The organism is Pseudomonas sp. PSE1(2024), from assembly GCF_050990555.1.
Taxonomy (GTDB): Bacteria; Pseudomonadota; Gammaproteobacteria; order Pseudomonadales; family Pseudomonadaceae; genus Aquipseudomonas; species Aquipseudomonas aphyarum.
Genome location: NZ_CP158967.1, coordinates 1957503 through 1980291 on the forward strand (window position 1 = coordinate 1957503; position 22789 = coordinate 1980291).

21 protein-coding genes are annotated in these 22789 nt (G+C 57.4%); 9 read left to right on the forward strand and 12 right to left on the reverse strand.

Translation table 11 applies throughout. The features are described from left to right. Window positions 1-173: 173 nt before the first annotated feature. The gene (locus ABTV87_RS08930; protein WP_433899267.1) at window positions 174-1715 is read right to left on the reverse strand and encodes an ATP-binding protein; all 1542 of its coding nucleotides are present in this window, start codon (window positions 1713-1715) and stop codon (window positions 174-176) included. Further along, window positions 1712-2227, reverse strand: coding sequence for a hypothetical protein (locus tag ABTV87_RS08935; RefSeq protein ID WP_433899268.1), 516 nt, complete (start codon window positions 2225-2227; stop codon window positions 1712-1714). The genes ABTV87_RS08930 and ABTV87_RS08935 overlap by 4 nt, the downstream gene beginning before the upstream one ends. Before the next feature lie 766 nt (window positions 2228-2993). Here ABTV87_RS08935 and ABTV87_RS08940 point away from each other — a divergent pair. Then, a complete protein-coding gene (locus ABTV87_RS08940) occupies window positions 2994-3137 on the forward strand; it encodes a hypothetical protein (protein ID WP_433899269.1) in 144 nt (47 codons plus the stop codon). Between the two features lie 504 nt (window positions 3138-3641). Further along, window positions 3642-3962, forward strand: coding sequence for a YbjQ family protein (locus tag ABTV87_RS08945; RefSeq protein ID WP_085748512.1), 321 nt, complete (start codon window positions 3642-3644; stop codon window positions 3960-3962). A gap of 45 nt (window positions 3963-4007) precedes the next feature. Here ABTV87_RS08945 and ABTV87_RS08950 read toward each other — a convergent pair whose 3' ends face one another. Then, entirely contained in the window at window positions 4008-4286 is a 279-nt protein-coding gene (locus ABTV87_RS08950; RefSeq protein WP_262158042.1) for a hypothetical protein, read from the reverse strand. Window positions 4287-4528: 242 nt separating this feature from the next. On the opposite strand from ABTV87_RS08950, the gene ABTV87_RS08955 reads away from it, so the two are divergent. The 4 genes from ABTV87_RS08955 to ABTV87_RS08970 all read left to right on the forward strand — a co-directional run bounded on the left by ABTV87_RS08955 (window position 4529) and on the right by ABTV87_RS08970 (window position 6292). Further along, a complete protein-coding gene (locus tag ABTV87_RS08955) occupies window positions 4529-4717 on the forward strand; it encodes a hypothetical protein (RefSeq protein ID WP_007952174.1) in 189 nt (62 codons plus the stop codon). A gap of 310 nt (window positions 4718-5027) precedes the next feature. Then, window positions 5028-5396 carry a glycine zipper domain-containing protein gene (locus ABTV87_RS08960; protein WP_039769955.1) on the forward strand — a complete coding sequence of 123 codons (369 nt, stop codon included), beginning with the start codon at window positions 5028-5030 and terminating at the stop codon, window positions 5394-5396. 137 nt (window positions 5397-5533) lie between these two features. Continuing rightward, the gene (locus ABTV87_RS08965) at window positions 5534-5956 is read left to right on the forward strand and encodes a YMGG-like glycine zipper-containing protein (protein ID WP_433899270.1); all 423 of its coding nucleotides are present in this window, start codon (window positions 5534-5536) and stop codon (window positions 5954-5956) included. Window positions 5957-6079: 123 nt separating this feature from the next. Continuing rightward, a complete protein-coding gene (locus ABTV87_RS08970; protein ID WP_085609061.1) occupies window positions 6080-6292 on the forward strand; it encodes a hypothetical protein in 213 nt (70 codons plus the stop codon). A 44-nt stretch (window positions 6293-6336) separates the two neighbouring features. Here ABTV87_RS08970 and ABTV87_RS08975 read toward each other — a convergent pair whose 3' ends face one another. Beyond that, entirely contained in the window at window positions 6337-6714 is a 378-nt protein-coding gene (locus ABTV87_RS08975) for a hypothetical protein (protein ID WP_433899271.1), read from the reverse strand. After that, entirely contained in the window at window positions 6707-11494 is a 4788-nt protein-coding gene (locus ABTV87_RS08980; RefSeq protein ID WP_433899272.1) for an RHS repeat-associated core domain-containing protein, read from the reverse strand. Before ABTV87_RS08980 ends, ABTV87_RS08975 begins: the two co-directional genes overlap by 8 nt. Window positions 11495-11743: 249 nt before the next feature. On the opposite strand from ABTV87_RS08980, the gene ABTV87_RS08985 reads away from it, so the two are divergent. Further along, window positions 11744-12439: an HAD-IA family hydrolase gene (locus ABTV87_RS08985; protein WP_433899273.1), complete on the forward strand. Its 696-nt coding sequence runs from the start codon at window positions 11744-11746 to the stop codon at window positions 12437-12439. A 76-nt stretch (window positions 12440-12515) separates the two neighbouring features. Here ABTV87_RS08985 and ABTV87_RS08990 read toward each other — a convergent pair whose 3' ends face one another. Beyond that, on the reverse strand, window positions 12516-13262 hold the full coding sequence (locus tag ABTV87_RS08990) for a 3-oxoacyl-ACP reductase family protein (RefSeq protein ID WP_085609054.1): 747 nt from the start codon (window positions 13260-13262) through the stop codon (window positions 12516-12518). A gap of 125 nt (window positions 13263-13387) precedes the next feature. On the opposite strand from ABTV87_RS08990, the gene ABTV87_RS08995 reads away from it, so the two are divergent. Then, window positions 13388-14329, forward strand: coding sequence for a LysR family transcriptional regulator (locus tag ABTV87_RS08995; RefSeq protein WP_085609053.1), 942 nt, complete (start codon window positions 13388-13390; stop codon window positions 14327-14329). On the opposite strand, the gene ABTV87_RS09000 is transcribed toward ABTV87_RS08995, so the two are convergent. The 3 genes from ABTV87_RS09000 to ABTV87_RS09010 form a co-directional block, all read right to left on the reverse strand. Next, entirely contained in the window at window positions 14298-15026 is a 729-nt protein-coding gene (locus ABTV87_RS09000) for an aspartate/glutamate racemase family protein (RefSeq protein ID WP_085609052.1), read from the reverse strand. The genes ABTV87_RS08995 and ABTV87_RS09000 overlap by 32 nt on opposite strands. Window positions 15027-15080: 54 nt before the next feature. After that, window positions 15081-16625 (reverse strand): NCS1 family nucleobase:cation symporter-1, encoded by a 1545-nt coding sequence (locus tag ABTV87_RS09005; protein WP_273902037.1) that lies wholly within the window; start codon window positions 16623-16625, stop codon window positions 15081-15083. A gap of 498 nt (window positions 16626-17123) precedes the next feature. After that, window positions 17124-17858 carry a phosphoadenylyl-sulfate reductase gene (locus ABTV87_RS09010; RefSeq protein ID WP_433899274.1) on the reverse strand — a complete coding sequence of 245 codons (735 nt, stop codon included), beginning with the start codon at window positions 17856-17858 and terminating at the stop codon, window positions 17124-17126. A gap of 163 nt (window positions 17859-18021) precedes the next feature. On the opposite strand from ABTV87_RS09010, the gene thrH reads away from it, so the two are divergent. After that, window positions 18022-18639, forward strand: a complete 618-nt coding sequence (thrH, locus tag ABTV87_RS09015) for a bifunctional phosphoserine phosphatase/homoserine phosphotransferase ThrH (protein WP_433899275.1) — start codon at window positions 18022-18024, stop codon at window positions 18637-18639. A gap of 56 nt (window positions 18640-18695) precedes the next feature. On the opposite strand, the gene pabB is transcribed toward thrH, so the two are convergent. The 3 genes from pabB to ABTV87_RS09030 all read right to left on the reverse strand — a co-directional run bounded on the left by pabB (window position 18696) and on the right by ABTV87_RS09030 (window position 22788). Further along, window positions 18696-20039, reverse strand: coding sequence for an aminodeoxychorismate synthase component I (gene pabB, locus ABTV87_RS09020; RefSeq protein WP_433899276.1), 1344 nt, complete (start codon window positions 20037-20039; stop codon window positions 18696-18698). Between the two features lie 227 nt (window positions 20040-20266). Then, a complete protein-coding gene (locus tag ABTV87_RS09025) occupies window positions 20267-21253 on the reverse strand; it encodes an alpha-L-glutamate ligase-like protein (RefSeq protein ID WP_433899277.1) in 987 nt (328 codons plus the stop codon). After that, window positions 21253-22788, reverse strand: a complete 1536-nt coding sequence (locus tag ABTV87_RS09030; RefSeq protein WP_007951967.1) for an inactive transglutaminase family protein — start codon at window positions 22786-22788, stop codon at window positions 21253-21255. Before ABTV87_RS09030 ends, ABTV87_RS09025 begins: the two co-directional genes overlap by 1 nt. Window position 22789 lies beyond the last annotated feature (1 nt).

Sequence of the window (22789 nt, forward strand, 5' to 3'; positions counted from 1 at the left end):
GATAAATCAAAAAAACCTATTACTGTTTTGTTGCGATCGTAGAAGGATTTTCTCGCGTTAGGCTGCGCGGCGAAGTATAGATCGATCAAATTTTCGATTTGTTAGCCGAAAAAATACCCCAGTACAAAGTCTTACTGGGGGCTTTATCAATTAAAAAAACAATTCATGAATTATTATTCAGGGTTGAAAATTGGAAGCCTACGCAACTCTCTTGCTGACAAGTCCCTTGGTTCCTCTAAAAATAGCTCTACGCTGCGAGCTGCACGTATTCCTACATAGAAACCAAAATCCAACATTAATGCGATATATCGCTCACCAGCTTTATGCGGGGTGATCCCTTCATGCAAGACATGCGCGAAGCGCAATGCAGCCAGCTTTTGTACTAGAGAGTATCCACGGCTGGAGTGATCAATGCGCACAAGAAAAGCATTTTTTCGCTGCTCAACAATACAGAAGTTTTTGACGCGCTCAAGTAATCCCCAAACTTCGCCTTTTTCCAGTCCTGCATCAAGCTCAAGATCCTTAAGCTTGCTTTCAATGTTTTCAGAGGCTGCTGAGTTAATGCTTGTTATGGAAACAAGCTTTTGTTTTTTCATCGTAGATTTGTGTATGGCTTGAGCGAAAAGACTAAGCGCATCTCTTGGGACAGCGGCAGCTGATAAAACAAGTCTAGATACGGCTGCGTCCTCAATTATATATGAGACTCCAGGTAGTCCGCAGTACTTCACGTGGGCATCTAAGATTTCTTTAATATGCTCTTTAGATTGCTCGGGTATCGTGAGGTTGTAGTCTAGTCTCAGCTCTTGGATGTCGCCCGGCGATTGTAAGCCGATATTGGCTTCGGTGTCCCATAGCTTTGTTAAGGGCTCTATTCCCGACAATTTTATATAAATATTATTGTCCCGGGTTAATGAGTAAAGTGTGGCAAGTAGCTTAGGTTGTAAGGATGCATCCAGGAGGTGTAAATCATCAAGGAAGATGGTGAGGGGCTTGTCGGTGCTTGAAACAGTACTAAGAACTTTTCGAATTCTTGGAACCATTCGAGCTAGTTTCTTATCTAGCCCGTCCGATACATCCTCCTCTCCCATTTTTCCTAAAGATTCTTCCAAATCCTTTAATTCAGAACCGTTATGGCTGTATTTTCCGAGTTCGGCGAATATCTCGGAAAATACACTGCATATAGCTTGGGTATCATCTCTAGAGCTATAAGTCTGCATTGCCACCCATGCCACCGGCATGGACGAGTCGATCATCTTGTGCAATGCGTACGCTAGTAGACTTGACTTTCCAGCTCCCCGTCGGCCATAAGCAATAAAGTTTGCGTTAGTTAAAATTATAGCCTCATAATTGGACACGGAGCGTGTGTAACGATTGAAAAAATCCTCTTTGAAAGTGCTGCGCTGCACGGTCAAACTTTGCACCAGCTCACTTCTTAATATATTTATCTCTGGCATTTCAAAAACAGCTGACGGCTTTTTTTTTCGTTCCTGAAGAGAGATCTTATCTTTAAAAGGGTTGTCTATCGGCAGATTGTCATTAAGTTCGTTGATGTTCGAGAAAAACATTCCAGTGGGTTTTGCAACCTCGAAAACCAAATAGTCACCATCTGGTCGTGATTTAATGTGATGTGATAGTCTCGCGCCGTTTATTTTAAAGCTTAACTTCGAAACTATATCCTCTATGTATGGACTCATGCCTTCTTTTAGATCGCTCATATTTCAACCCCGTTAGCAATTAAAAATTTCTTTGCGTCGTTAATGAAATCAGTAACCATTCTTCTCGCTGATTCCACTGGATGTAGCAAATCTTCCTCAACCGCTGAGTGGCTGTAATCTGCTAAATTTCGATCGTCGCGAAGGTTTTTTAGTCTTAGCTTATATGCTTCAGCATTTTCCAAAGTGGAAGGCAAAAATTCAATTTTTGAATGATCAGATGATTCCGTTGAATACGCTCCATCACAGCGCAACGAGACAGCCCGTTTAACATTGTAGGCTGCATAGTAGAGTCTGGAAATAACTTGGCGCCATTCATCATTGCTAATATTCATTGCAAAAGTATAGTGAGAGAAGCCAAGTGTATATAGTGATAGGACGTTTCTATTTACTTCGTCTTCGATTTTTTGTATTTGATCGGCTGAGAGTATATATGTAAGATTTTTTATAAGTCGAATAGGATTGCTTGATGCTAAAAGAACATGTGGCTCCATAAGACCTTTGTGAGATGCCATGCTACTTCCTTTTATAAATTAAGCTTTCTCAGATAAGTCCGTGTTTAACAGAAAATCGGTTGATATTTATAACAAAAATTTGCTCTTGTCGGTCATGCAGTTGTTTTTTTGCAAGAAAAATTTTCCATATCCTAAAGAATAGCTCCGGACGAAACAATTATTTTCACTGACTCTCCGAAAAATACTATTTCGTTTCTTTAGCTTCATGTGTGATACCTACCCATGCATTCCTTAAGCGGAGTTGGAAATGAGCCACCTACTGCTTTACAGGACTCAGCCGTCAACCATTTGGTCGAGATCGGCCTACATCCAGAAAAAACATGTCGAAAAAGCGCTTATCCCCCTCCCGCCGACGGGCTTTGTGTCCCTTTTTGTGCAAGGCTGGAACGGTGCAAACCCCCACTTCGCCTAGGCCTGCTGCGGGGGATGAGGGCATTGTAGAAATTGGATGCAATCAAAGTTTTGCAAAAAAGTGCAGATGCGTTGCACAGCGTTACGGACCGTCGACGAGATAGTCAGGGGAGTGTGGTACCCAGCCTGCAGGCGCTATAGCCTTGAGAACTCACCGGAAAGGGCGTTTTCGTTTTCGGAGCTGTTCGAATCAGCTGCGAGTCCGGCACCGCTCAGTCCACTAGCAAAAATGGCTGTAAGGCCGGCGCTGCTTGGCTCTCTGATATTTTGAGGTACTGCACAACGTCTCCAAGAATTTCCTTCCTATACAGTGCCATTTTGCATGACGCGAAAAACGTAGAAACGGAACGTCGTCTTGGCTATTTTTTCAGACGTGGGCTGGAAAAAAGGTAATTTTGGTAAGCAAGCGTTAGAAACGGCTGCAGCCCTCGCAGCGCTTGGCTTTGCGTTGTTATCTCAAGGGGTAATCTTAGGTAAGGGACAAGGTAATATTTTCTGAATGGCCTTATTTCATTAGGTTTCGTGGCCTAGGGGTATTACTCACATAGAAGATAATTTTCTAACCATTTGCTTACCTAATTATTACCTTTATGCAAATCGCTGAACGTGCCGAATTTAGAGGCCTGCATCGAATCTCGCACCGCTTATTACCAAAATTACCTTTTTCCCATGAGTCAACATGAAGCGTTGAAATGTCCTTCGCGACCCCGTTCTGTATCTAGGCGCGCAAAACCCATTGGACTAGCATGGGACTGAGATTGAAAATCTCGCTGCTCTGAAACCCTTATAAACAGGGGGGGGGCTCCGAAAACCGTAAACGGATAGTTTCGAATCTCTCCTTCACCGCCAAATTCGATGTAAACAAAACCCCTGGTTTCGAAAGAAACCAGGGGTTTTGTGCATTCTGGCGTCCGGATTTTTTTGGTCACAGAGATCGGTTCGGCTTCTTTTTGCCAGGGCATTACAATCGCGGTTTTATCCGGCATGTAAAAGGACGACCTCCATGATCATTTCCACCACCCATTCCATCGAAGGCCGGCAGATTACGGCGTATCTGGACATCGTCAGTGCCGAGTCGGTGCAGGGCGTGAATGTGATTCGCGATATGTTTGCCGGGATGCGGGACTTTTTTGGCGGGCGTTCGCAGACACTGGAGCGGGCGTTGAAGGAGGCGCGGGTTCAGGCGACTGACGAGATCAGGGAGCGTGCGCGGGCCTTGCAGGCGGATGCGGTGGTCGGGGTGGATTTCGAGATCAGCATGCCGGCAGGGAAGGGTGGCATGGTTGTGGTGTTTGCGACCGGTACGGCGGTCAAGTTGCGCTGACGCTTGTTGAAAGCCCATTCAACGGAATGGGCTTCTTGCTGACAATCAGCCCTGCGGTTTGAGCAGGATGGTGCCTTTCGAGTCGTAGGTCAGTGGGGTGTCGATCGCGACGAGAGGCGGGGTATCGCCTGGTTGAACTGGCTGGGCCGGGTCTGGGTGGTAGATCACGCCAGGCTGCAACGGACTCGGTCCGGTCGGCTGCTTGATGACGATTTCACCCGAAGCGATCTTTTCCTTGAGTTTCTCCGCCCCGGCCTTGCCGGCGGCGATCTGTTCATCCGTGAGCTTTACAACAGGCAGTGTCGGGAATCCTTTGATTTCCATGTTCTCTCCTTGAGATTCATTGCGTAGGAAAAAGGGCAGCGGCCGGTCGCCGCAAATCTTTAGCTGCGTGGGACCAACGGTTCCTCAATGTGTTTAATTTCCGTAGGCCATTCGTCGGGCTTCGGGCGGTCTGAATCACAAGTCCAGGAATGACCGGCTAGTCTCAAAAGCCTTGGAGGTCGATATTTTTTCAGGCGAAAGGGTTTGCCGGTGTCGGCCCGCATTTGAAAAGGGGTGAAGAGATGACTGATCCGTACATCGAAGACGACGGGGCTGAATTTCCATTCAACAATTGCGTACGCTGTGGCCAGACGGAGTATCAGGCCGGATTTGGCGAGGACCCGGTGCAGACCGGCAAGATCAAGTCGGCAGCACCCAAGGGGCCTAAAGCAAAATTTCTGCCCAAGGTGACGACACGTTCCAGGAAGTAATCCGGATGCCACACAGCCCCGCCATTGAGCGGGGTTTTTTGTTTCTATTTTTTGAGAAGCGTCCTACAGAAATTGCAGATTCGTCCGGTTTCTTTCACAAACTTTTCACACCCGGCTGAGTAGGGTGAAGCCATCCGTTAGAAAGCAAGTCTCCAGCCCGTCTCCCCAGCGGGCTTTTTTTTGCCCGTCATAAAACCTTTTCCGTATTCGCTGTCCAATCGGCGCCAAGTGCGCTGCAACGCTGGACATTGCCGCGACAACAGCATTCAATCTGCGCCCTTTTTTATTCCTTCTGTTGAGGTTTTTCGTCATGCGTTTAACTCTGCCTGCTCTGGTTCTGGGGCTTCTGGTTGCTCAAGGTGCAATGGCTGGCGACGGTACCGCCGCACTGGGCGGCGGCCTGGGCGGTGCGCTGGGTAACGTGGTTGGCCAGAAAATGGGCGGCAGCACCGGTGCAGCGATTGGTGCTGGCGTAGCTGGCGCGGCCGGCAGCGCATTGGCTGCCAAGAAAGGTGCTCGCACTAAAGCGGCCATCGGCGGTGGCGTCGGCGCGGCAGGTGGTTCGGTGATCGGTAACAGCCTGGGCGGCAAGACTGGCGCTACCATCGGTGCTGGCCTGGGCGGCGCAGCCGGTGGCGCGGTGGGCAGCAACCTGTCCAAGGGTCACAAGCGTCACTGATTGCCAACGCGTGACTGAAAAGGCCCGGCTTGATGCCGGGCCTTTTCGTTGCTGAACGTTTTTCCCGAATTCGCCTCCAATGCCACATAGCCCCCTCCGCGGGCGAACCGTCCCGACTCGGGACCTGTGAGGTCTGTATGCGATTGACATTATCCGCATTGGTTTTGGGATTGTTCGTGGCCCAAGGCGCCATGGCCGCCGGTGATGGCACGGCCGCCGTGGGTGGTGGATTGGGTGGCGCGTTGGGCAATGTGGTCGGCGGCCAACTCGGCGGCAGCACCGGTGCTGCGGTGGGCGCTGGTGTTGGTGGTGCAGCTGGCAGTGCCGTCGGAGCGAACAAGCGCAATCGCACGGAAGCCGCCATTGGCGGTGGCCTCGGTGCCGCTGGCGGTTCAGTGATCGGCAACAGCCTCGGCGGCTCCACCGGTTCGACCATCGGCGCAGGCTTGGGCGGCGCGGCGGGTGGCGCGGTCGGCAACAACCTGGGTGACGATGGCGGCAAGTCGCACTCCGGGGGCGGCCACAAGCACAAGAACAAACACAAGAACCGTCATCGTTGAGTAACCGGTTCTACGGAAACCCGGCTTTATGCCGGGTTTTTTGCGGCTGCGCGTCATGCGCAGGAACGATTCGCGACCATACTTTTCGAACGTCCTATATGAATGCGATTGACGAGGTGCGCCATGACTCCCGAAACCGAAGGCAAGGAAGAAAAAGGCCCCAGCGGATTGCCGTTTATCAATGATCCGGGGAATGAAGATCCGGGATCGTTGATGGATGATGCGACGGTTCCGTTAATTGAGACTGATGAAGAGGATACGCTTGAGTATCCGTTGCCTTCGCCTACTGACTCACTGGGGCGTGATGATTTGCCGCCGGAGGATGTCAACGTTTAGCGTATTTTTATTCAGGCTTTCTCATTTCATCGGGTGCCTGTGGCTTACTCGAAAAAAACGTTAATTCTTTCTACGATGATTTTTACGTATCGTTCATTCAAGTGTGGATATTCGTAATGGATTTCTTGCTCATAGAAGCTAACGAAGGACTCAAGAATGCTGCCATTGAGGTAACCGTAAAGAATGCACGAAAAGCTGTCATCAATTGTTTCAACACCCATTCGCTTCTCTTTTGAAGTTTCAGCGTAGTTCTCATCAGGCAATACAATTTCTAGTTCGACACTATGTTGTTCTCCGATTCGAATTCGGTGTGGGCAGTAGCTTATAAAGCACCTGACTTCAACGTTGTTGATGAGTAGGACGACAAACTCTTCAACGATGTCATCGATCTCAATTACGGTTGCAGCATATTTTTTAATCATTTTCGGGAGTGATCTCTTTGTTTTTTGAGTTTCCGTTGATCGTTTTCCAGAACTCTTTTCCGCTTTTGGTATGAAAGGTTGTTATCTCTTGGTTGTTGTTCGTGCCAACAAATGCAAATTTTGCCTCACCTTTTTTGGTCGTACCCATCAACATAAAAAATCCTGACCGCATTTCTTCTTTGTATACATATCGAACGTGGGTTCCTAGTTTGGCAACGTCACGAGCGACGGATAAATACTCATCTTTGCTCGTTGCATTGAATGCCGCACCATGTTTTTTGTAATGCGTAACCAAGGTTCCTTCATCACCAAAATTATAAGGGCGAGTTTTTGGCTTTGGAGCTACCGGCTCTTCGTTGTCGACAAAAGAGCCGCCAGTTTCGTCCGGAACCGAACAATCCGGCTTATTGGGCGGCGGACAATTGGACGTCAACCCCAACGGATCCACCCACCCCGTGGGATTCGGCACGTACCTGTACTGATTCAGCCCGCCCGCCAGCTTCACCGGATCCGGCGTCAGATACCGTCCCACGTCCGGGTCGTAGTACCGGTGCCGGTTGTAATGCAGCCCGCTTTCGTCATCGAAGTACTGCCCCTGAAAGCGCAGTGGCTGGTTCAGATAGTCTTCGGTCGCCAGTTCCAGTGAGGTGACTTTGCCGTAGGCGCTGTATTTGGCGGACCAGACGATCTCACCGCTGTAGTCGGTCAACTCTTGCGGGGTGCCGAGGTGGTCGAGCTGGTAGTAGAACGGGCAGGCGCGTTTCGGGCCTTTGCCGTCGAGCATGGCCAAGGGGCGGAAGGTGCCGGGTTCGTAGATGAAGCTGCGGTGCTGTTCTTTGCTGCTTTCGGCGATCAGATGGTCGCCTTGCCAGAAGAACTCGGTGGTCTGGCCGTTGACGGTTTTGCGGATGCGCCGGCCAAAGGCGTCGTATTGGTAGGTGGCGCTGGTGCCGTCGGGGCGCGTGAGGCCGATCAGGCGGTGCTGGCTGTCGTAGCGGTATTCGGTGACGAGGGTTTGCGCGCGGCCGCGGCGTTCGCAGATCAAGTTGCCGAAGGCGTCGTAGTCGTAATGGCGGTCGCCCTGCATCCGCAGGCGGTTGCCTTTGATCTGTGTCGGACCGGGGCGATCCTGCATCAGCAGGTTGCCGGCCGGGTCGTGGGCGAAGTTTTCCGGCAGGTCATCGCGGGTGTGGCGCACGCGGATCAGCCGGTCGAGGGTGTCGTACTGGTAGCTGCGCTGGCCGTGGCGGGTGTCGGCGATGTGTTCGAGGTTGCCGTTGGCGCTGTAGGCAAAGTCGCGGCGGTACAGTGCACTGCGTTGATGACCTACGGCGTGGGCGCGTAAGCGGCCCTGCTCGTCGTAGGCGTATTCGCTGAGCAGCAGGCCTTGCTGGCGTTGCTGTTCGCGGCCGTTCTGGTAGACGTGGCGGGTGAGCAAGGCGCCGTTGAGGTCGATTGCGGTCAGCGCGCCGCCCTTGGCGTAGTGGTAGTCGAGCTTGCTGTTGTCCGGCAGACGCATGCGAGTGAGCTGGCCGCAGGCGTCGTAGGTGTAACGCAGGGTGCCCCAGCCCTGATGCTCGCGCACCAGCCGGTCCTGCAGGTCGTATTCAAAGGCCAGTGGGTGATCCTGGCCATCATCGACGCCGACCAGTCGACCGAGACGGTCATAGCGGTAGCTGACCTCGACCCCGTCGGGCAGGGTTTTGAGCAGCAGACGCCCAGCAGCATCACGTTGATAGCCGGTGACCAGCGTCGAGCCGTCATCGCCGAACTCGGTCTTTTCCAGCAGATGACCGTTGCGGTCGTAGGCGTAGGCGGTGCGCCGACCATCGAAACCGGTTTCCTGTCGGATCAGTCCGGTGGGCGTGTAGTCCAGAAGGTACTTTTCGCCGGACTCGTTCTCGATTTCCGTGAGCAGCAGCTGCGCATGGTCGTAGCGGTATTGCAGGCGCGTGCCGTCGGGGTTGATCCGGCGGCTGACGAGGTGCAGGTCGTCGTCATACTCGTATCGGGTGATGCGCCCCAGCTCATCGCGTTCGGCGGTGATCTGGCCGTAGGCGCTGTAACTGAAGGCTCGAGTGGCGCCATTCGGCGAGGTGGTCTGGATCAGCCGGCCAACGGCGTCCCACGCCTGGCGAGTGACCGCACCGTGTTCATCCTGCGCAGTAATCCGCCGCCCCAAAGCATCGTAGGAAAACTTCCGAACCCCACCGTCCGGCAGACTTTCCTCGACCAGTTGTCCGAGGTCGTTCCACACGAACACGTGCCGACCCGAATCCGGATAACGGATCGACAGCAACCGCCCCTGCGCGTCGTAGTGGTAATGGGTGACATGGCCGTCGGGATCGACCGTTTCGGTGATGTCACCCTGGGGATTGCGCCGGTACGTCCACACCGCATCGCCACGCGAACGGCTGTGCAGGAAACCGTTGCGGTACTCGTAGGACGTCGGCGCATCGTCCGGCGGAATCAGCGCGATCAGCCGACCGGCGTCGTCATAGCGGTACTCGGTAACCGCCCCCAGCGCATCCTGCTCGGCAACCAGCCGGCCCGCCGAATCGTAAGCCTTGAGCTGTTCGCCACCGTCCGCCGCGACCTGACGCACCAATCGCGCCGTGTCGTCGTGGACGTAAGCCTCTTCAGTCCCATCGACGTAATGCACGGTGACACGGCCGGCGTCATCCCAGACGTAGCGCGTGTCCATCTGCGAAAACGACGCCCAATGCCGCACGCAACGCGCCGCCTTGCCGGAACGCTCCCACTCCCAGAAGAAACTCGCGCCGCCGCTCAGTTGCCGTTGCAGGATGACGTGCTGATCGTCGTAGTCGTAACGCTCGCTTTCGCCGACCGCGTTCGCCGCCTCGATCAGTCGATGACGGGCATCAAAGCGATAACTGGCCAGCGTCTGCTCGGTGCGCCAGGCAGACTCCCGAAAAACCTGATAATCGACCGCGACCAGATGCGCCCGCTCATAGCGCAGCAACAAGGAACGTCCAGCGCCGTTGTCGAGGCGCTCAACGCGATCCAGACGATCCCGCGTAATACGCAACCGGTTACCGTAGGCATCGCTGACAGCCGTCAGGCGCCCAGCCCGAAAGTGATAAAACCGCGCCGCCTCACCCGCCAGCGCAACAATCAGCTCCTCCGGCTCATCCCCGAGAAAGATCGCCGCCCGCGAAAGGCTGTTGTGAATCGCCGGCCGCTCAACGCTCGGCAACGGAAACCGCGTCCGCCGGTTCTCATGGTCAACCCAGACCACCGCAGCGCCATCAGCCTCCAGCCGATGCGCCAGCGAATGGCTCCAGCCAAACCCCAACCCAACATCGATCTCAGCCGCACTGCTGCGGTACAACCGACTGAATTCGAACGGCAGCAGTCCATCAAGCACACCGTCAGTCAGGGTCAGCAATTCCTCACCGGTGACCATCGACACCGGACACCCATTGGTACAGGTCAGCGGCGCACAATCGGCACTGTCACCGTTGGGATTTTTCGCCTGATCCGAAGCCTCATCCCGAGACTCATGCCGTTCCATTCGCGTCATGCCGTGGGCCTTGTCACGCGCAACGGCCGCCGGATTAGGCACTGTCAGCACCAGCGCATCCCCCGTGCGAACCTCCAGCGGAATGGCCGGTGTCGGCCGCAACGGTGCCGGACCTGCATTGACCATCAGCGGTTTCAAAGCGCTCGCATGCCGGGTCAGGTCAGGCGCCGAGGTCACCGCTGCCAGCCGCAACGCCGAAGCCGCCAGCCATTCCCGCGCACGCGGCGACTTGATCTTGCCCAGTACCTTGGTGCTCAACCGCAGCGGCACACCCATGCCACCCGACACACACATCAGCAGAAAACTGACCAGCAGCTCGGCCCGAACCTCAGCCACTACCTCGGCCAGATACTGCGGCGGCAACATTTTCAGCCAACTGGTAAAGGCCGCCAGATAAATGAACAGCAACGGCTCATCGCCGAGCATCAGCAGGCCATTGGCAATGGCTTCGCTGGACGCCTCGAGCAAGGCATCCAGTTCAGCGCTGGACAGGTACTGCAGAAGCTTTTCGCTGTTGGCCTGCAAATCGGCGAGCAGGGCAAACAGCTGCTTCACGTCATCCCAGACGCCATTCAGCGCAGATTCGAAACCGTGCCAGTCAGCCTCTTGCAGTTGGCCGAAACGCTCCAGGAAGCCGGCACTGGAAAACTCGGTCCATTGCGGGTGGAGCTCCGTCCATTCCGCACGCAGCCATTTCTCCAGACCATCGATCAAGCCCTGGTAGGAGGCATACAAGGCTTTAACGTGGTCGGTGGAAACATCGGGAAAGAAGGTGATGCGATAACGCTGGCCCCGGTCGCAGTCGTCGACCTTGAGAATGCCGCTGGGGCCGATGGTGTAGCGCAGCGGATCGCCGAAACCCAGAACACCGTCGACATCGGAAATGACCGGTTCAAGGATCACCGGCGTATCACCGATCGGCACAAACCGTGCGGCTTCGAACATGTGCACCAGTGTCAGGGAGCCGCTGGCGGAACACATGGCCACGGAGGAACTGATGGGTTTGCGGCTGCCAACCGGTGCACTGAGCCGGACATCGTTGCCGACCTGGAACACTTGCTCGACACCCAGCGCGGTGCCAGTCCAGAACTGCTCGGCCCAGGCGTCATAGTTGTTGAGACAGAGGCGAAACTCCTTAAACAGCTTTTCGACGTCGGGCTGATCAGGGTTCAGCGCAGCGACCACCAGCAAACCAATGCTGTTGTTCAGTTTCAGGAGTTGGTCAGATGGAAGCATTCGCAGTCACTCGCGCGCATCAGGGGAATGGCGCGAAACTTTGCGGGGGATCAAACAGGAAAGAAGTCAGCCGAGTAGGCGATGTCTGTAGGGCGATTCTCTAAATCTGCGGGAGGGCGTTCGGCGGACAACCAACATTGCCCGTTGCCCAAACTCGGGCGCGCTCGTTATGCTGCTGAACCCTTTAATCAGATCCGAGCAGCGGCGCTATCCACGCCGCCCGGGATGTCTTTGATAACGGATCCGATGATGAATGCACCGCTGAAGGCGTTCGGCCCGATCAAGGCCGTGATTTTCGATATGGACGGTTTGCTGCTGGACACCGAGGGCATCTACACCGAGGTCACCTCGCTGATTGCCGAGCGTTATGGCCGCACTTTCGACTGGAGCATCAAGCAGAACATCATCGGCCGTGGCGCCGGCGATCTGGCGCGTTATGTGGTTGAAGCGCTGGACCTGCCGATCACTGCCGAAGAATTTCTGGTGATCCGCGAGCCGCTGATGCGCGAGCGTTTTCCCACCGCGCAAGCGATGCCGGGCGCCGAGGAGCTGATCCGCCACCTCAAGGCGCACAACATTCCGATTGCGGTCGGCACCAGTTCGTCGCGTCAGTCGTTCGGTCAGAAAACCACCTTGCACCGCGACTGGTTTGCACTGTTCGACTTCATCGTCACCGCTGACGACTCGGAAGTCGGCGCGGCCAAACCGGCACCGGACATCTTCCTCACCGCCGCGCGCCGCTTGGGTGTAGCGCCGGAAGATTGCCTCGTGTTCGAAGACTCTCCATTCGGTGTGACGGCGGCGAAAGCAGCCGGCATGACTGCCATCGCCATTCCCGATGCCGCGATGGCCGATGAAAAATATGCACACGCCGACGGGATTCTTCGTACGTTGAAAGCGTTCACGCCGAGTGCATGCGGATTGCCGGCGCTCGACTGGGCCTGATCAAACCGCAGACAAAAAAACGCCGCCCCTCTGTTAAAGGAGGGGCGGCGTTTTTCGTTATCGACTATCTGATCAATCAGGCGCCGAAACCACCGTCGATGGTCAGGCTGGCACCGGTGATGTAACCGGCCTCCGGGCTCGCGAGGTAGGCGACGAAGCTGGCGATTTCCTCGGCTTTACCGTAGCGACCCACCGCCATCAGCGGGATCAGGCTGTCGGCGAACTCGCCGTGAGCCGGGTTCATGTCGGTATCGACCGGGCCGGGCTGCACGTTGTTGATGGTGATGCCGCGTGGGCCGAGGTCGCGGGCCAGGCCTTTGGTCAGGCCGACCAGTGCGGACTTGCTCATCGCATACACGCCGCCACCGGCGAAGGGCATGCGGTCGGCGTTGGTGCTGCCGATGTTGATGATGCGCGAGCCTTCACCCATGTGTTTGGCGGCTTCCTGGCTGGCAATGAACACGCTGCGCACGTTGATTGCCAGGGTCTGGTCGAAGTCTTCCAGTTTGAAGTCTTCCAGCGGCGCGACGGCCAGCACGCCGGCGTTGTTGACCAGAATGTCGAGGCGGCCAAAGGTTTCGACAGTGGCGTTCACCGCGTTGCGGATGGCGCTGGCGTCGGCGCTGTCAGCCTTGATCGCCAGGGCTTTGCCGCCGGTGGCGGTGATGCTGTTTTGCAGTTCTTCAGCCTTCGCGGCTGAGCTGACGTAGGTAAAGGCAACCGCGGCGCCTTCAGCGGCCAGGCGTTTGACGATGGCGGCACCGATGCCGCGAGAGCCGCCTTGAATCAGAGCGACTTTACCGCTGAGGTGTTGAGTGGTCATGTTCGATCTCCAGAAGTTTCAAGGCAGGCTGCCTTGGTGTGGTGTCGAGTATCTGCCCCTCGCCAATAGGCGGGTAGACCGTGGTTGCTATAGTCTGTGTAAACCAAAAGTTTAGAGTGGTGGCCATAGAAACCTTCAGCAGTATCGAATGCTTCGTGCGTAGCGCCGAAGTCGGCAGCTTTGCCGAGGCCGCGCGACGCCTGAGCCTGACACCGGCCGCTGTGGGAAAAAGCGTGGCGAAACTGGAAGCGCGCCTCGGCGTGAGGCTGTTCCAGCGTAGCACCCGTCGGTTGACCCTGACGGAAGCGGGGCAATTGTTTCTGAGTGAGGTCAGCGGCAGCCTGACCACCATCCAGAACGCTGTGAACAATCTGGCCAGTGCCAGCGGCCAACCGGCCGGTACGCTGAAAGTCAGCATGGGCACGGTGTTCGGCCGTTTGTACATCGTGCCGTTGCTGGGGGAATTCCTGACAAGGTTTCCGGCGATCAACCCGGACTGGCACTTCGATAACCGCCAGGTCGATCTGATCGGCCAAGGTTTCGATGCGGCGATTGGCGGCGGCTTCGAACTGCCCCAGGGCGTAGTGGCGCGCAGGCTGACGCCAGCGCATCGGGTGTTGGTGGCTTCTGCGGATTATCTGGATCGGCACGCGCCGATCAGCGAGCCAGACGACCTCAAGCTGCACGACGGCATCCTGATCCGCTCACCACAGACCGGTCGCGTGCGCTCCTGGCAGTTGACGCATCGCACCCGGCAACACAGCCCGCTGACCCTCAAGGCCCGAATGACCATGAGCGATTCCGAAGCCGCCTGCGCCACGGCGGCGCAGGGGTTGGGGATTGCGTTGGTGAGCATGCCGTTCGCGGTCGGCTACCTGGAGGCGGGGACTTTGCAGCGAGTCTTGCCCGACTGGTACGTCGACGACGGCAACATCTCCATCTATTACGCCGAACACAAATTGCTGCCGGGCAAGACCCGGGCGTTCGTAGATTTTGTCATCGAGCAGTTTTCAACCCTGGGCCTCGCTGAACGGTTCAACGCGCAAAACGTGCTGGCCAGCCGATGATGGTTTTCGGCCGTGGCGTCGCGTAAGTCCGCACCTTGGACGTCGACAGGCCCAGTCGCACCAGCGATTCGGCGATGGTCACGGCCGCTGTGACGCCGTCCACCACCGGCACTCCGGTGCGCTGACGGATCTTCTCGTCGAGTCCGGCCATGCCGCCGCAACCAAGGCAGATCACTTCGGCTTTATCCTGAGTCACCGCCAGTTCCGCCTGATGCACGATGGCTTCCAGAGCGCGCTGCGGTTCATGTTCCAGTTCCAGAACCGCCAGACCACTGGCGCGCACCGAGGCGCAGCGATCCCACAGGCCGGACAGTTTCAGCCGATCCTCGATCAGCGGCACGGTGCGATCCAGCGTGGTGACCACCGAATAGGCGTGGCCAAGAAACATCGCGGTGCTGGCCGCCGCATCGGTGATGTCCACCACCGGCACGTTGAGCAATTCCTGCAAGCCTTCGCGACCGTGTTCGCCGTAGCCGGCCTGGATCACCGCGTCGAACGGCTGGTCGTAGGACATCACCCGGTCCATCACGGCGATGGCGGCCAGGTAACTTTCGAAATTGCCCTCGACTGAATCGGCGCCGAAGTGCGGCGTCAGGCCGACAATCTCGGTGCCGGGGGAGGCGACAGCCTGCGCCGAGCGGGCGATGGCCTGGGTGATGGATTCGGTGGTGTTGACGTTGACCACGAGAATTCGCATGGGAAGTCCTTATTACGGTTGGTTCTGCGGCCCCGCGAGGGGCCGCCAAAAGATTCAGTGGCTGACGTTGTCGACGGCGATGGCTTCACCGTCGACATCGGCGTAGTGCGGCTGGCGTTTGGCGATGATCAGATAGAGCATCCCGGCAATGCCGGCGCCGATCAGCCAGGAGAAGGGCGAAACGCTGTGGAAGCCCGGCACCAGCGCCAGAACGATCGCGATCAGCGCGGCGGGAATGAACGCCGCCACCGCCCGCAGATTGACCCCGCGGCTGTAGTAATACGCGCCGTTCGGGTTTTCGCTGTACAGCTGCGGCACGTGGATCCGGCCTTTGCGGATCAGCCAGTAGTCGACCATGATCACGCCGTACAACGGGCCGAGCAGGGCGCCGAGGCCGGACAGGAAGTACACGATCACCAGCGGACTGTTGTAGAGGTTCCACGGCAGGATCAGTACGGCAATCGTTGCGCTGATCAGCCCGGCGCGGCGGAAGGTCAGGTATTTAGGCGCCAGGTTGCTGAGCACGAAGGCCGGGGCGACGAAGTTGGCCATGATGTTCACCGCCACGGTGACGATCAGGAACGCCAGGCAGCCGAGCACCAGAAAGAACGTGTTGGGGATCGAGGCGATGATCTCGGTCGGGCTTTCGATGATCCGGCCGTTGATCTGAAACTGCGCGCCGCACAGCAGGACAGTGATCCCGGCGAACACCAGAATATTGACCGGCAGGCCCCAGAAGTTTCCGACCTTGATCGTCTTGCGGCACGGCGAAGAGCGGGCGAAGTCGCAGAAGTTGAGGATCAGCGTGCCGTAGATCGCCAGCCACAAGGCGCCGCCGGCAAAAATGTTGCGCCACATCTCGCCGCCGGTCAGCGGTTCGCGAATCGACCAGGCGATGGTCGCGTTGGCCTGGGTGTACATCCACGCGGCGAGGCAGGCAACGGTCAGCAGAATCACCGGCCCGGCGAAAGCTTCGTAGCGGCGGACCATTTCCATGCCGTAGGCGAGGATCGCCAGCTGCACGAACCAGATCGCCACGAAACACACCCAGCCCAGGCTCGACAGGCCGAGGATCGAGTTGTGATCGTAGTCGGCGAAACCGGGATGGATCGCCGTGAGCAACACGCGAAACACCACCGACGCCAGGTACGTCTGAATGCCGAACCAGGCGATGGCGATCACCGCCCGGATCAATGCAGGAATCTGTGCCCCGTGAATGCCGAAACTGATCCGGCTGATCACCGGAAACGGCACGCCGGTTTTCTGCCCCATGTAACCGGACAGGTTCATGAAGAAATACACCAGCGCCGCGCCGATCCCCAACGACAGCAGAATCTGCCAGCCACCCAGGCCCAGGGCGTACAGACCGATGGCAAACGAGTAGTTGGCGATGTTGTGCACATCGTTGGTCCACAGGGCAAAGATGCTGTACTTGCCCCAGCGCCGTCCTTCGACCTTGGTCGGCGCGAGGTCACTGTTGTGCAGACGCGGGCTCAGTTGCAGCGGTTCGGCGATGCCATCACCGGGCACGCTGTGGTCGAGGGGTGAAGAGGCGGGCAGATTCAGCGCGATGTTGTTATTGGAGAGACTCGTACGCATTCCGGCAGGCTCCTGATGTTCGGGCCGCGATGACTGTGCATGAGCGCTCGGGCTCGGCAGATCTTCGTCGCGGCGGTGAAAACATCACTGGTTACGGGGCATCTGCAGCCTGTACGGGATAGGGCGCTTCAGGCTTGCGGATCGAAAGTGTGGGTTCATGTTTTGCGGTTTTGTATACAAAACATGTATGCACTAAAGCCAGATCTGTGCCAGTCGGCGATCTATGAAAACCACCGCTGATTTCGAAAAGTTATTGAAGAGCGCTAAGCTGCTGAAATACGGGCGATATAAATTGACCGTTCGAACAGGTATTTATTTTTCGGGAGGGATTTTGGACGCCGGGAGGGAGTGTTTTTGGAGCTTGATGTAACTTTTCAGGGCGCAGAAACGAAAAGTGCACACATAAATGGCACCGATGGTGACATTCGTGTGTACACATTTTTCAAGGTGGGTAGCGAACACTGTGGGAGCTGACTTGCTCCCACGGGGCATCAGGGGTTATGCCTTGCTGATGATATTCCCGGCATGCAACCCGCATTCTTTCTGGGTCGCTTCTTCCCACCACCAGCGACCTTCGCGTTCGTGCTGGTTCGGCAGGACAGGGCGGGTGCACGGTTCGCAGCCGATGCTGATGAAACCGCGCTCATGCAGGCTGTTGTACGGCAGCTCCAGCATGCGGATGTAGCCCCAGATTTCCTCGCTGGTCATCTGCGCCAGCGGGTTGAACTTGTACAGGGTGCGCTCCGGGTTGGAGAACGCTGTATCGATTTCCATCACCGCCACGGCACTGCGGGTGCCAGGGCTTTGATCGCGGCGCTGGCCGGTGGCCCAGGCTTTGACGCCGGACAGCTTGCGGCGCAGCGGCTCGATCTTGCGGATGCCGCAGCATTCGCCATGGCCGTCCTTGTAGAAACTGAACAGGCCTTTTTCCTTCACGAACGGTTCAAGTTTCGTGTAGTCCGGCGAGACCAGTTCGATGTCGATCTTGTAGTGCTCGCGTACCTGATCGATGAAGCGATAGGTTTCCGGATGAAGGCGGCCGGTGTCGAGACTGAACACCTTGACGTTCTTGTTCAGCTTCCAGGCCATGTCCACCAGCACCACATCCTCGGCGCCGCTGAAAGATATCCACAGGTCATCGCCGAACTCGGCGAACGCGAGTTTGAGGATGTCCTGCGCGGATTTGTTGGCATAGGTCGTGGCGAGTTCCACGACGTCGAACGTTGGGCTCATCAGGGCGGCTTCCTACAGGTCGGTGGCGCTGGGCGCTCTATATGGCGGCGATGTTAACAAAAAGCAACGCCCGCCGGGGCGGCCTCTGCGTTGCGCGCTCCAGGTCGAGCCGCTAGAGTTCGGGCTCGCTCGACTCAATAAACATTACAAACGGGAGTGTCTTGTGGAAATTGCCTGTCTTGATCTTGAAGGGGTGCTGGTGCCGGAAATCTGGATCGCCTTCGCCGAAAAAACCGGAATCGAATCGCTCAAGGCCACTACCCGGGACATTCCCGACTACGACGTGCTGATGAAGCAGCGCCTGCGCATCCTCGACGAGCATGGTCTGAAGCTTTCGGACATCCAGGAAGTGATCGCCACCCTCAAGCCGCTGGACGGCGCGGTGGAGTTCGTCAACTGGCTGCGCGAGCGGTTTCAGGTGGTGATTCTGTCGGACACGTTCTACGAGTTTTCCCAGCCGCTGATGCGTCAGCTGGGCTTTCCGACCTTGCTTTGCCATCGACTGATTACGGACGACAGCGGGCGGGTGACCAGCTACCAGTTGCGTCAGAAAGATCCGAAACGTCAGTCGGTCCTGGCTTTCAAGGGCTTGTATTACCGGGTGATTGCGGCGGGGGATTCCTACAACGACACCAGCATGCTGGGCGAGGCTGATGCGGGGATTCTGTTCCATGCGCCGGATAACGTGATTCGCGAGTTTCCGCAGTTTCCGGCGGTGCATACGTTCGAAGAGTTAAAGCAGGAGTTTCTCAAGGCTTCGAACCGCGATCTGACTTTGTAGCCACCACATGATCGTTCCCACGCGGAGCGTGGGAACGATCATCAAGCGATCAATGGTTAAAGGTTCTGCAAGGTTTCGAGCAGAACCCTGACCTTGGTAATTGACTCCTGATACTCCGCCTCCCAATCCGAGTCAGCGACGATCCCGCCACCGCCCCAGCAGCACACCTGTCCATCCTTCACCAGCAGGCTGCGAATGGCGATGGAACTGTCCATCTCGCCACGCACATCCAGATACAGCAACGAACCGCAATACAACCCACGTCGGGTCGGTTCGAGTTCGTCGATGATCTGCATCGCGCGAATCTTCGGCGCGCCGGTGATCGAGCCGCCGGGGAAGCTGCCGGCAATCAGATTCAGAGCGTCGCGATCTTCCGCCAGTTCACCGGTCACGCTGCTGACCAGGTGATGCACGTTCGGATAACTTTCCAGACTGAACAACTCCGGCACCCGCACCGAGCCGATGCGGCAAGTGCGGCCCAGGTCGTTGCGCAGCAGGTCGACGATCATCAGGTTTTCCGCGCGGTCCTTGGGGCTGGCCAGCAGTTCGGCGGCGTTCGCCGCGTCTTCGGCCGGGGTCGCGCCACGGGGGCGGGTGCCCTTGATCGGGCGGGTTTCCACCTGACGCTGGCTGACTTTGACGAAACGTTCGGGTGACAGGCTCAGTACCGCGTTGCCGTCAGGCAGGCTCTGGAAACCGGAAAACGGCGTCGGGCAGGCTTCGCGCAATTTGCAGTAGGCTAGCCATGGATCGCCCTGGCACGGCGCGCGGAAGCGCTGGGCGAAGTTGACTTGATAGCAGTCACCGGCCTGGATGTAATGCTGGATGCGTTCGAAGGCCTGACGGTACTCATCGGCTGAAAGATCTGCTGCCATCGGGCTGTTCAGCTTGAACGGGGTCAGTTCGGCTCCCACCGGTTGGCTGAATACATCGATCAACCGCTGTTTCTCGCTGGCGCTGACCGAGGGGTGGAACACCAGTTGGCTGGTTGCCGATTGGTGATCGCTGATCAACGCCCAGTTGTACAGACCAAAACGCGCATCGGGCAATTGCAGATCATCCCGGGCCTGACTTGGCAGATTTTCCAGATGCCGACCGAAGTCGTAGCTCAGGTAACCGATCAGGCCACCGGCGAAGGGCAACTCGTACCCGTCGGGCAATTGCGCGTCGCCCAAGCGGGTCAGATTGTCCCGCAGACGTTGCAGGAAATCTTCCCCGCGCTCGTCCGGCAACACCGCCAGCTGTTCCAGCGGCCAGGCGCTGAGCAGGTCATAACGGCCACGGTCGGCACTCGGCCGGCCACTGTCGAGCAGCACGGCGCCGGGCGCATGGCGGACGGCCGCGAAATAGTCGGCGGGGTTGGCACGGTAGGGCAGCGGGTGTACGGAACAGGTCAACATGGGCGGGGCAGATCGGCCATCGAGGCGGGGTGGGGATTGTAGTCCCCTCCGGGAATTGCTCCTAGAGGGGATGTCGGGGATTGGCAGATTGGCGGCAGGATCACGCGACTTGATCGTTCCCACGCTCTGCGTGGTAACGCCGCCATGGACGCTCCGCGTCCACTGTGACGCGGAGCGTCACGGTATGCATTCCCACGCGGAGCGTGGGAACGATCATGAAAGGGAAGTCAGCCCTCAACCGCCGGAATATGCCCAAACAACTCCTGAGCAAACGCCACCCGCTCTTCAACCGACTCTGTCACCCCGCGCGCCTTGAGGTCTTCCAGATGCGCTTCCACCGCATGGGTGCGCAACGTCAGCCCGCAATCATTGGCAATCTGGATATTCAGCCCCGGCCTTGCATTCAGCTCCAGAATCAGCGGGCCTTTCTCCTGGTCCAGCACCATGTCCACGCCGATGTAACCCAAACCACACAGCTCATAGCAACCGGCGGCGAGCCTCATGAAACCGTCCCAGTAGGGCAGTTGCACGCCGTCCACCGCGTTGGTGGTGTCCGGGTGTTTGGTGATGATGTTGTTCAGCCAGGTGCCGCGCAGGGTCAGGCCGGTGGCCAGGTCGACGCCGACGCCGATGGCGCCCTGGTGCAGGTTGGCCTTGCCGCCGGATTGACGGGTCGGCAGCCGCAGCATCGCCATCACCGGGTAACCCATTAGCACGATGATGCGGATGTCCGGCACGCCTTCGTAGCTGATGCTCTTGAAGATCTGGTCCGGGGTCACCCGATATTCGATCAGCGCCCGGTCGCGGTGGCCGCCCAGCGAATACAGGCCGGTGAGGATGCTGGAGATATGATGTTCCAGCTCTTCGTGGGCAATGATCTTGCCCGATACCGTGCGATAGCGGCCCTCGAAACGGTCGGCGACCACGATGATGCCGTCACCGCCGGCGCCCTGGGCCGGCTTGATCACGAAGTCGTTGCGCCCGCCGATGATCTCGCCGAGCTTGTCGATTTCCTTCTCCGTGGAAATCACGCCATACAGTTCCGGCACGTGAATGCCGGCCTTGATCGCGCGTTCCTTGGTGATGATCTTGTCATCGACGATCGGGTACAGGTTGCGCTTGTTGTACTTGAGCACGTAGTCGGCGTTACGCCGATTGATGCCCATGATGCCCCGGGCTTCCAGGGCCTTCCAGGTCTTCCAGAAACCGAACATCAGGCGTCAGCCTTCTTCAGGAAAGCCTTGAAACGCACGAGCTCAGTCAGGCGGTAGCCGCGATAGCGACCCATGGCCAGCATGAAGCCCACCAGAATCAGCAGGATCGCCGGGAAGGTGAACACGAAGTACACCAGCTCTGGAACGGTCATGATCAGGTGCGCCAGGGAGGCCGCGAACAGCGTGCCGATCGCCACTTTCATGGCATGGCTGGCGCCGCGTTCTTCCCAGGTGATCGACAGGCGTTCGATGGTCATGGTCAGAATCACCATCGGGAACAGCGCCACCGACAGACCGCGCTCCAGACCGAGCTTGTGACTGAACAGGCTGATCGCCGCAATCAGCACCACCACGAAGGTCAGCACCACCGACAGGCGCGGCAGCATTTGCAGCTTCAAGTGTTCCAGATACGAGCGCAGCGATAACCCGAGCGCGGTGATCACGGTAAACAGCAGGATGCCGAAGCCCAGTTGCGTCTCGCGGAAGGCCAGGGCGATCAGCACCGGCGTGAACGTGCCGAGGGTCTGCAGGCCGATCAGGTTGCGCAGGATCAGGATCACCAGCACGCCGATCGGGATCATCACCATGATCATGAACGTCTGCTGGGTTTGCAGCGGCAGGCCGTACAGCGAGTATTCGAGGAAGTTGGCGTCGGTGTTTTCGTCGGTCAGCTTGGCCAGACGAATCGCGTTCATCTCGCTGTTGTTGAGGCTGAAGGTCACGTTGGCTTTCTTGCCGCCGTCGACGGTGATCAGGTTTTCATCACCGCTCCACCACAGCAGGCGGTCGGTCGGCAGGCCTTGCTCGCCGGTTTCCGGGTTGAAGTACAGCCAGTCAGTGCCGTTGAAGCTGCGCAGCCACAGTTCCGGGGTTTGCGGCTGATCGGCGACGAGGCGGATGGTGTGGACTTTTTCCACCGGCACGTGGGCGATGGACAGCAGCAGCTCGACGATTTTGGCTTTGTGCGGCGTCGACGGATCGCCGGCCAGCAGCAGTTTTACGTTGTCGTCATTGACGTTGTTGACGCGTTTGATCGCCTCGCCAATGAAGGTTTCGACGTCGGCCGAGTGCTGGCGGATCGGGGCGAGCAGGGCTTCGGCGGCAATCTTTTCCGGGCCTTCGATGGCCATGCTGTCGCGGAAGGTCGGGCCTTTGATCTTGGTTTTCTCGGCGGTGTAACGCTTGGTCAGCACCAGACGGTAATAGAGCGTCTGGTTGCCTTTGGCCCGGCGCGCCGACCAGGTGACCTTGCGGTTGCCGTCGACACGGTTGACCGCCACGCCGTAATTGTTGGAGATGAAGCTTTCATTGAGGCTGACGTAATCGCGGCTCAGGGGCGGCACGAACATCTGGATCTTGACCGGATCCTTGGTGCTGGCGACGAACTCGACCTTGGCGTCGATGTTCCACAGGTCGTCGGTGGCGTCTTCGGTCACTGGAATGCCGAGCACGAAAATCTGATAGGCCGTAACCGAAACGCCCAGCAACACCAGGATGGTGATCAGGACTTTCAGGTGGAAGGTTAGAGAACGCATG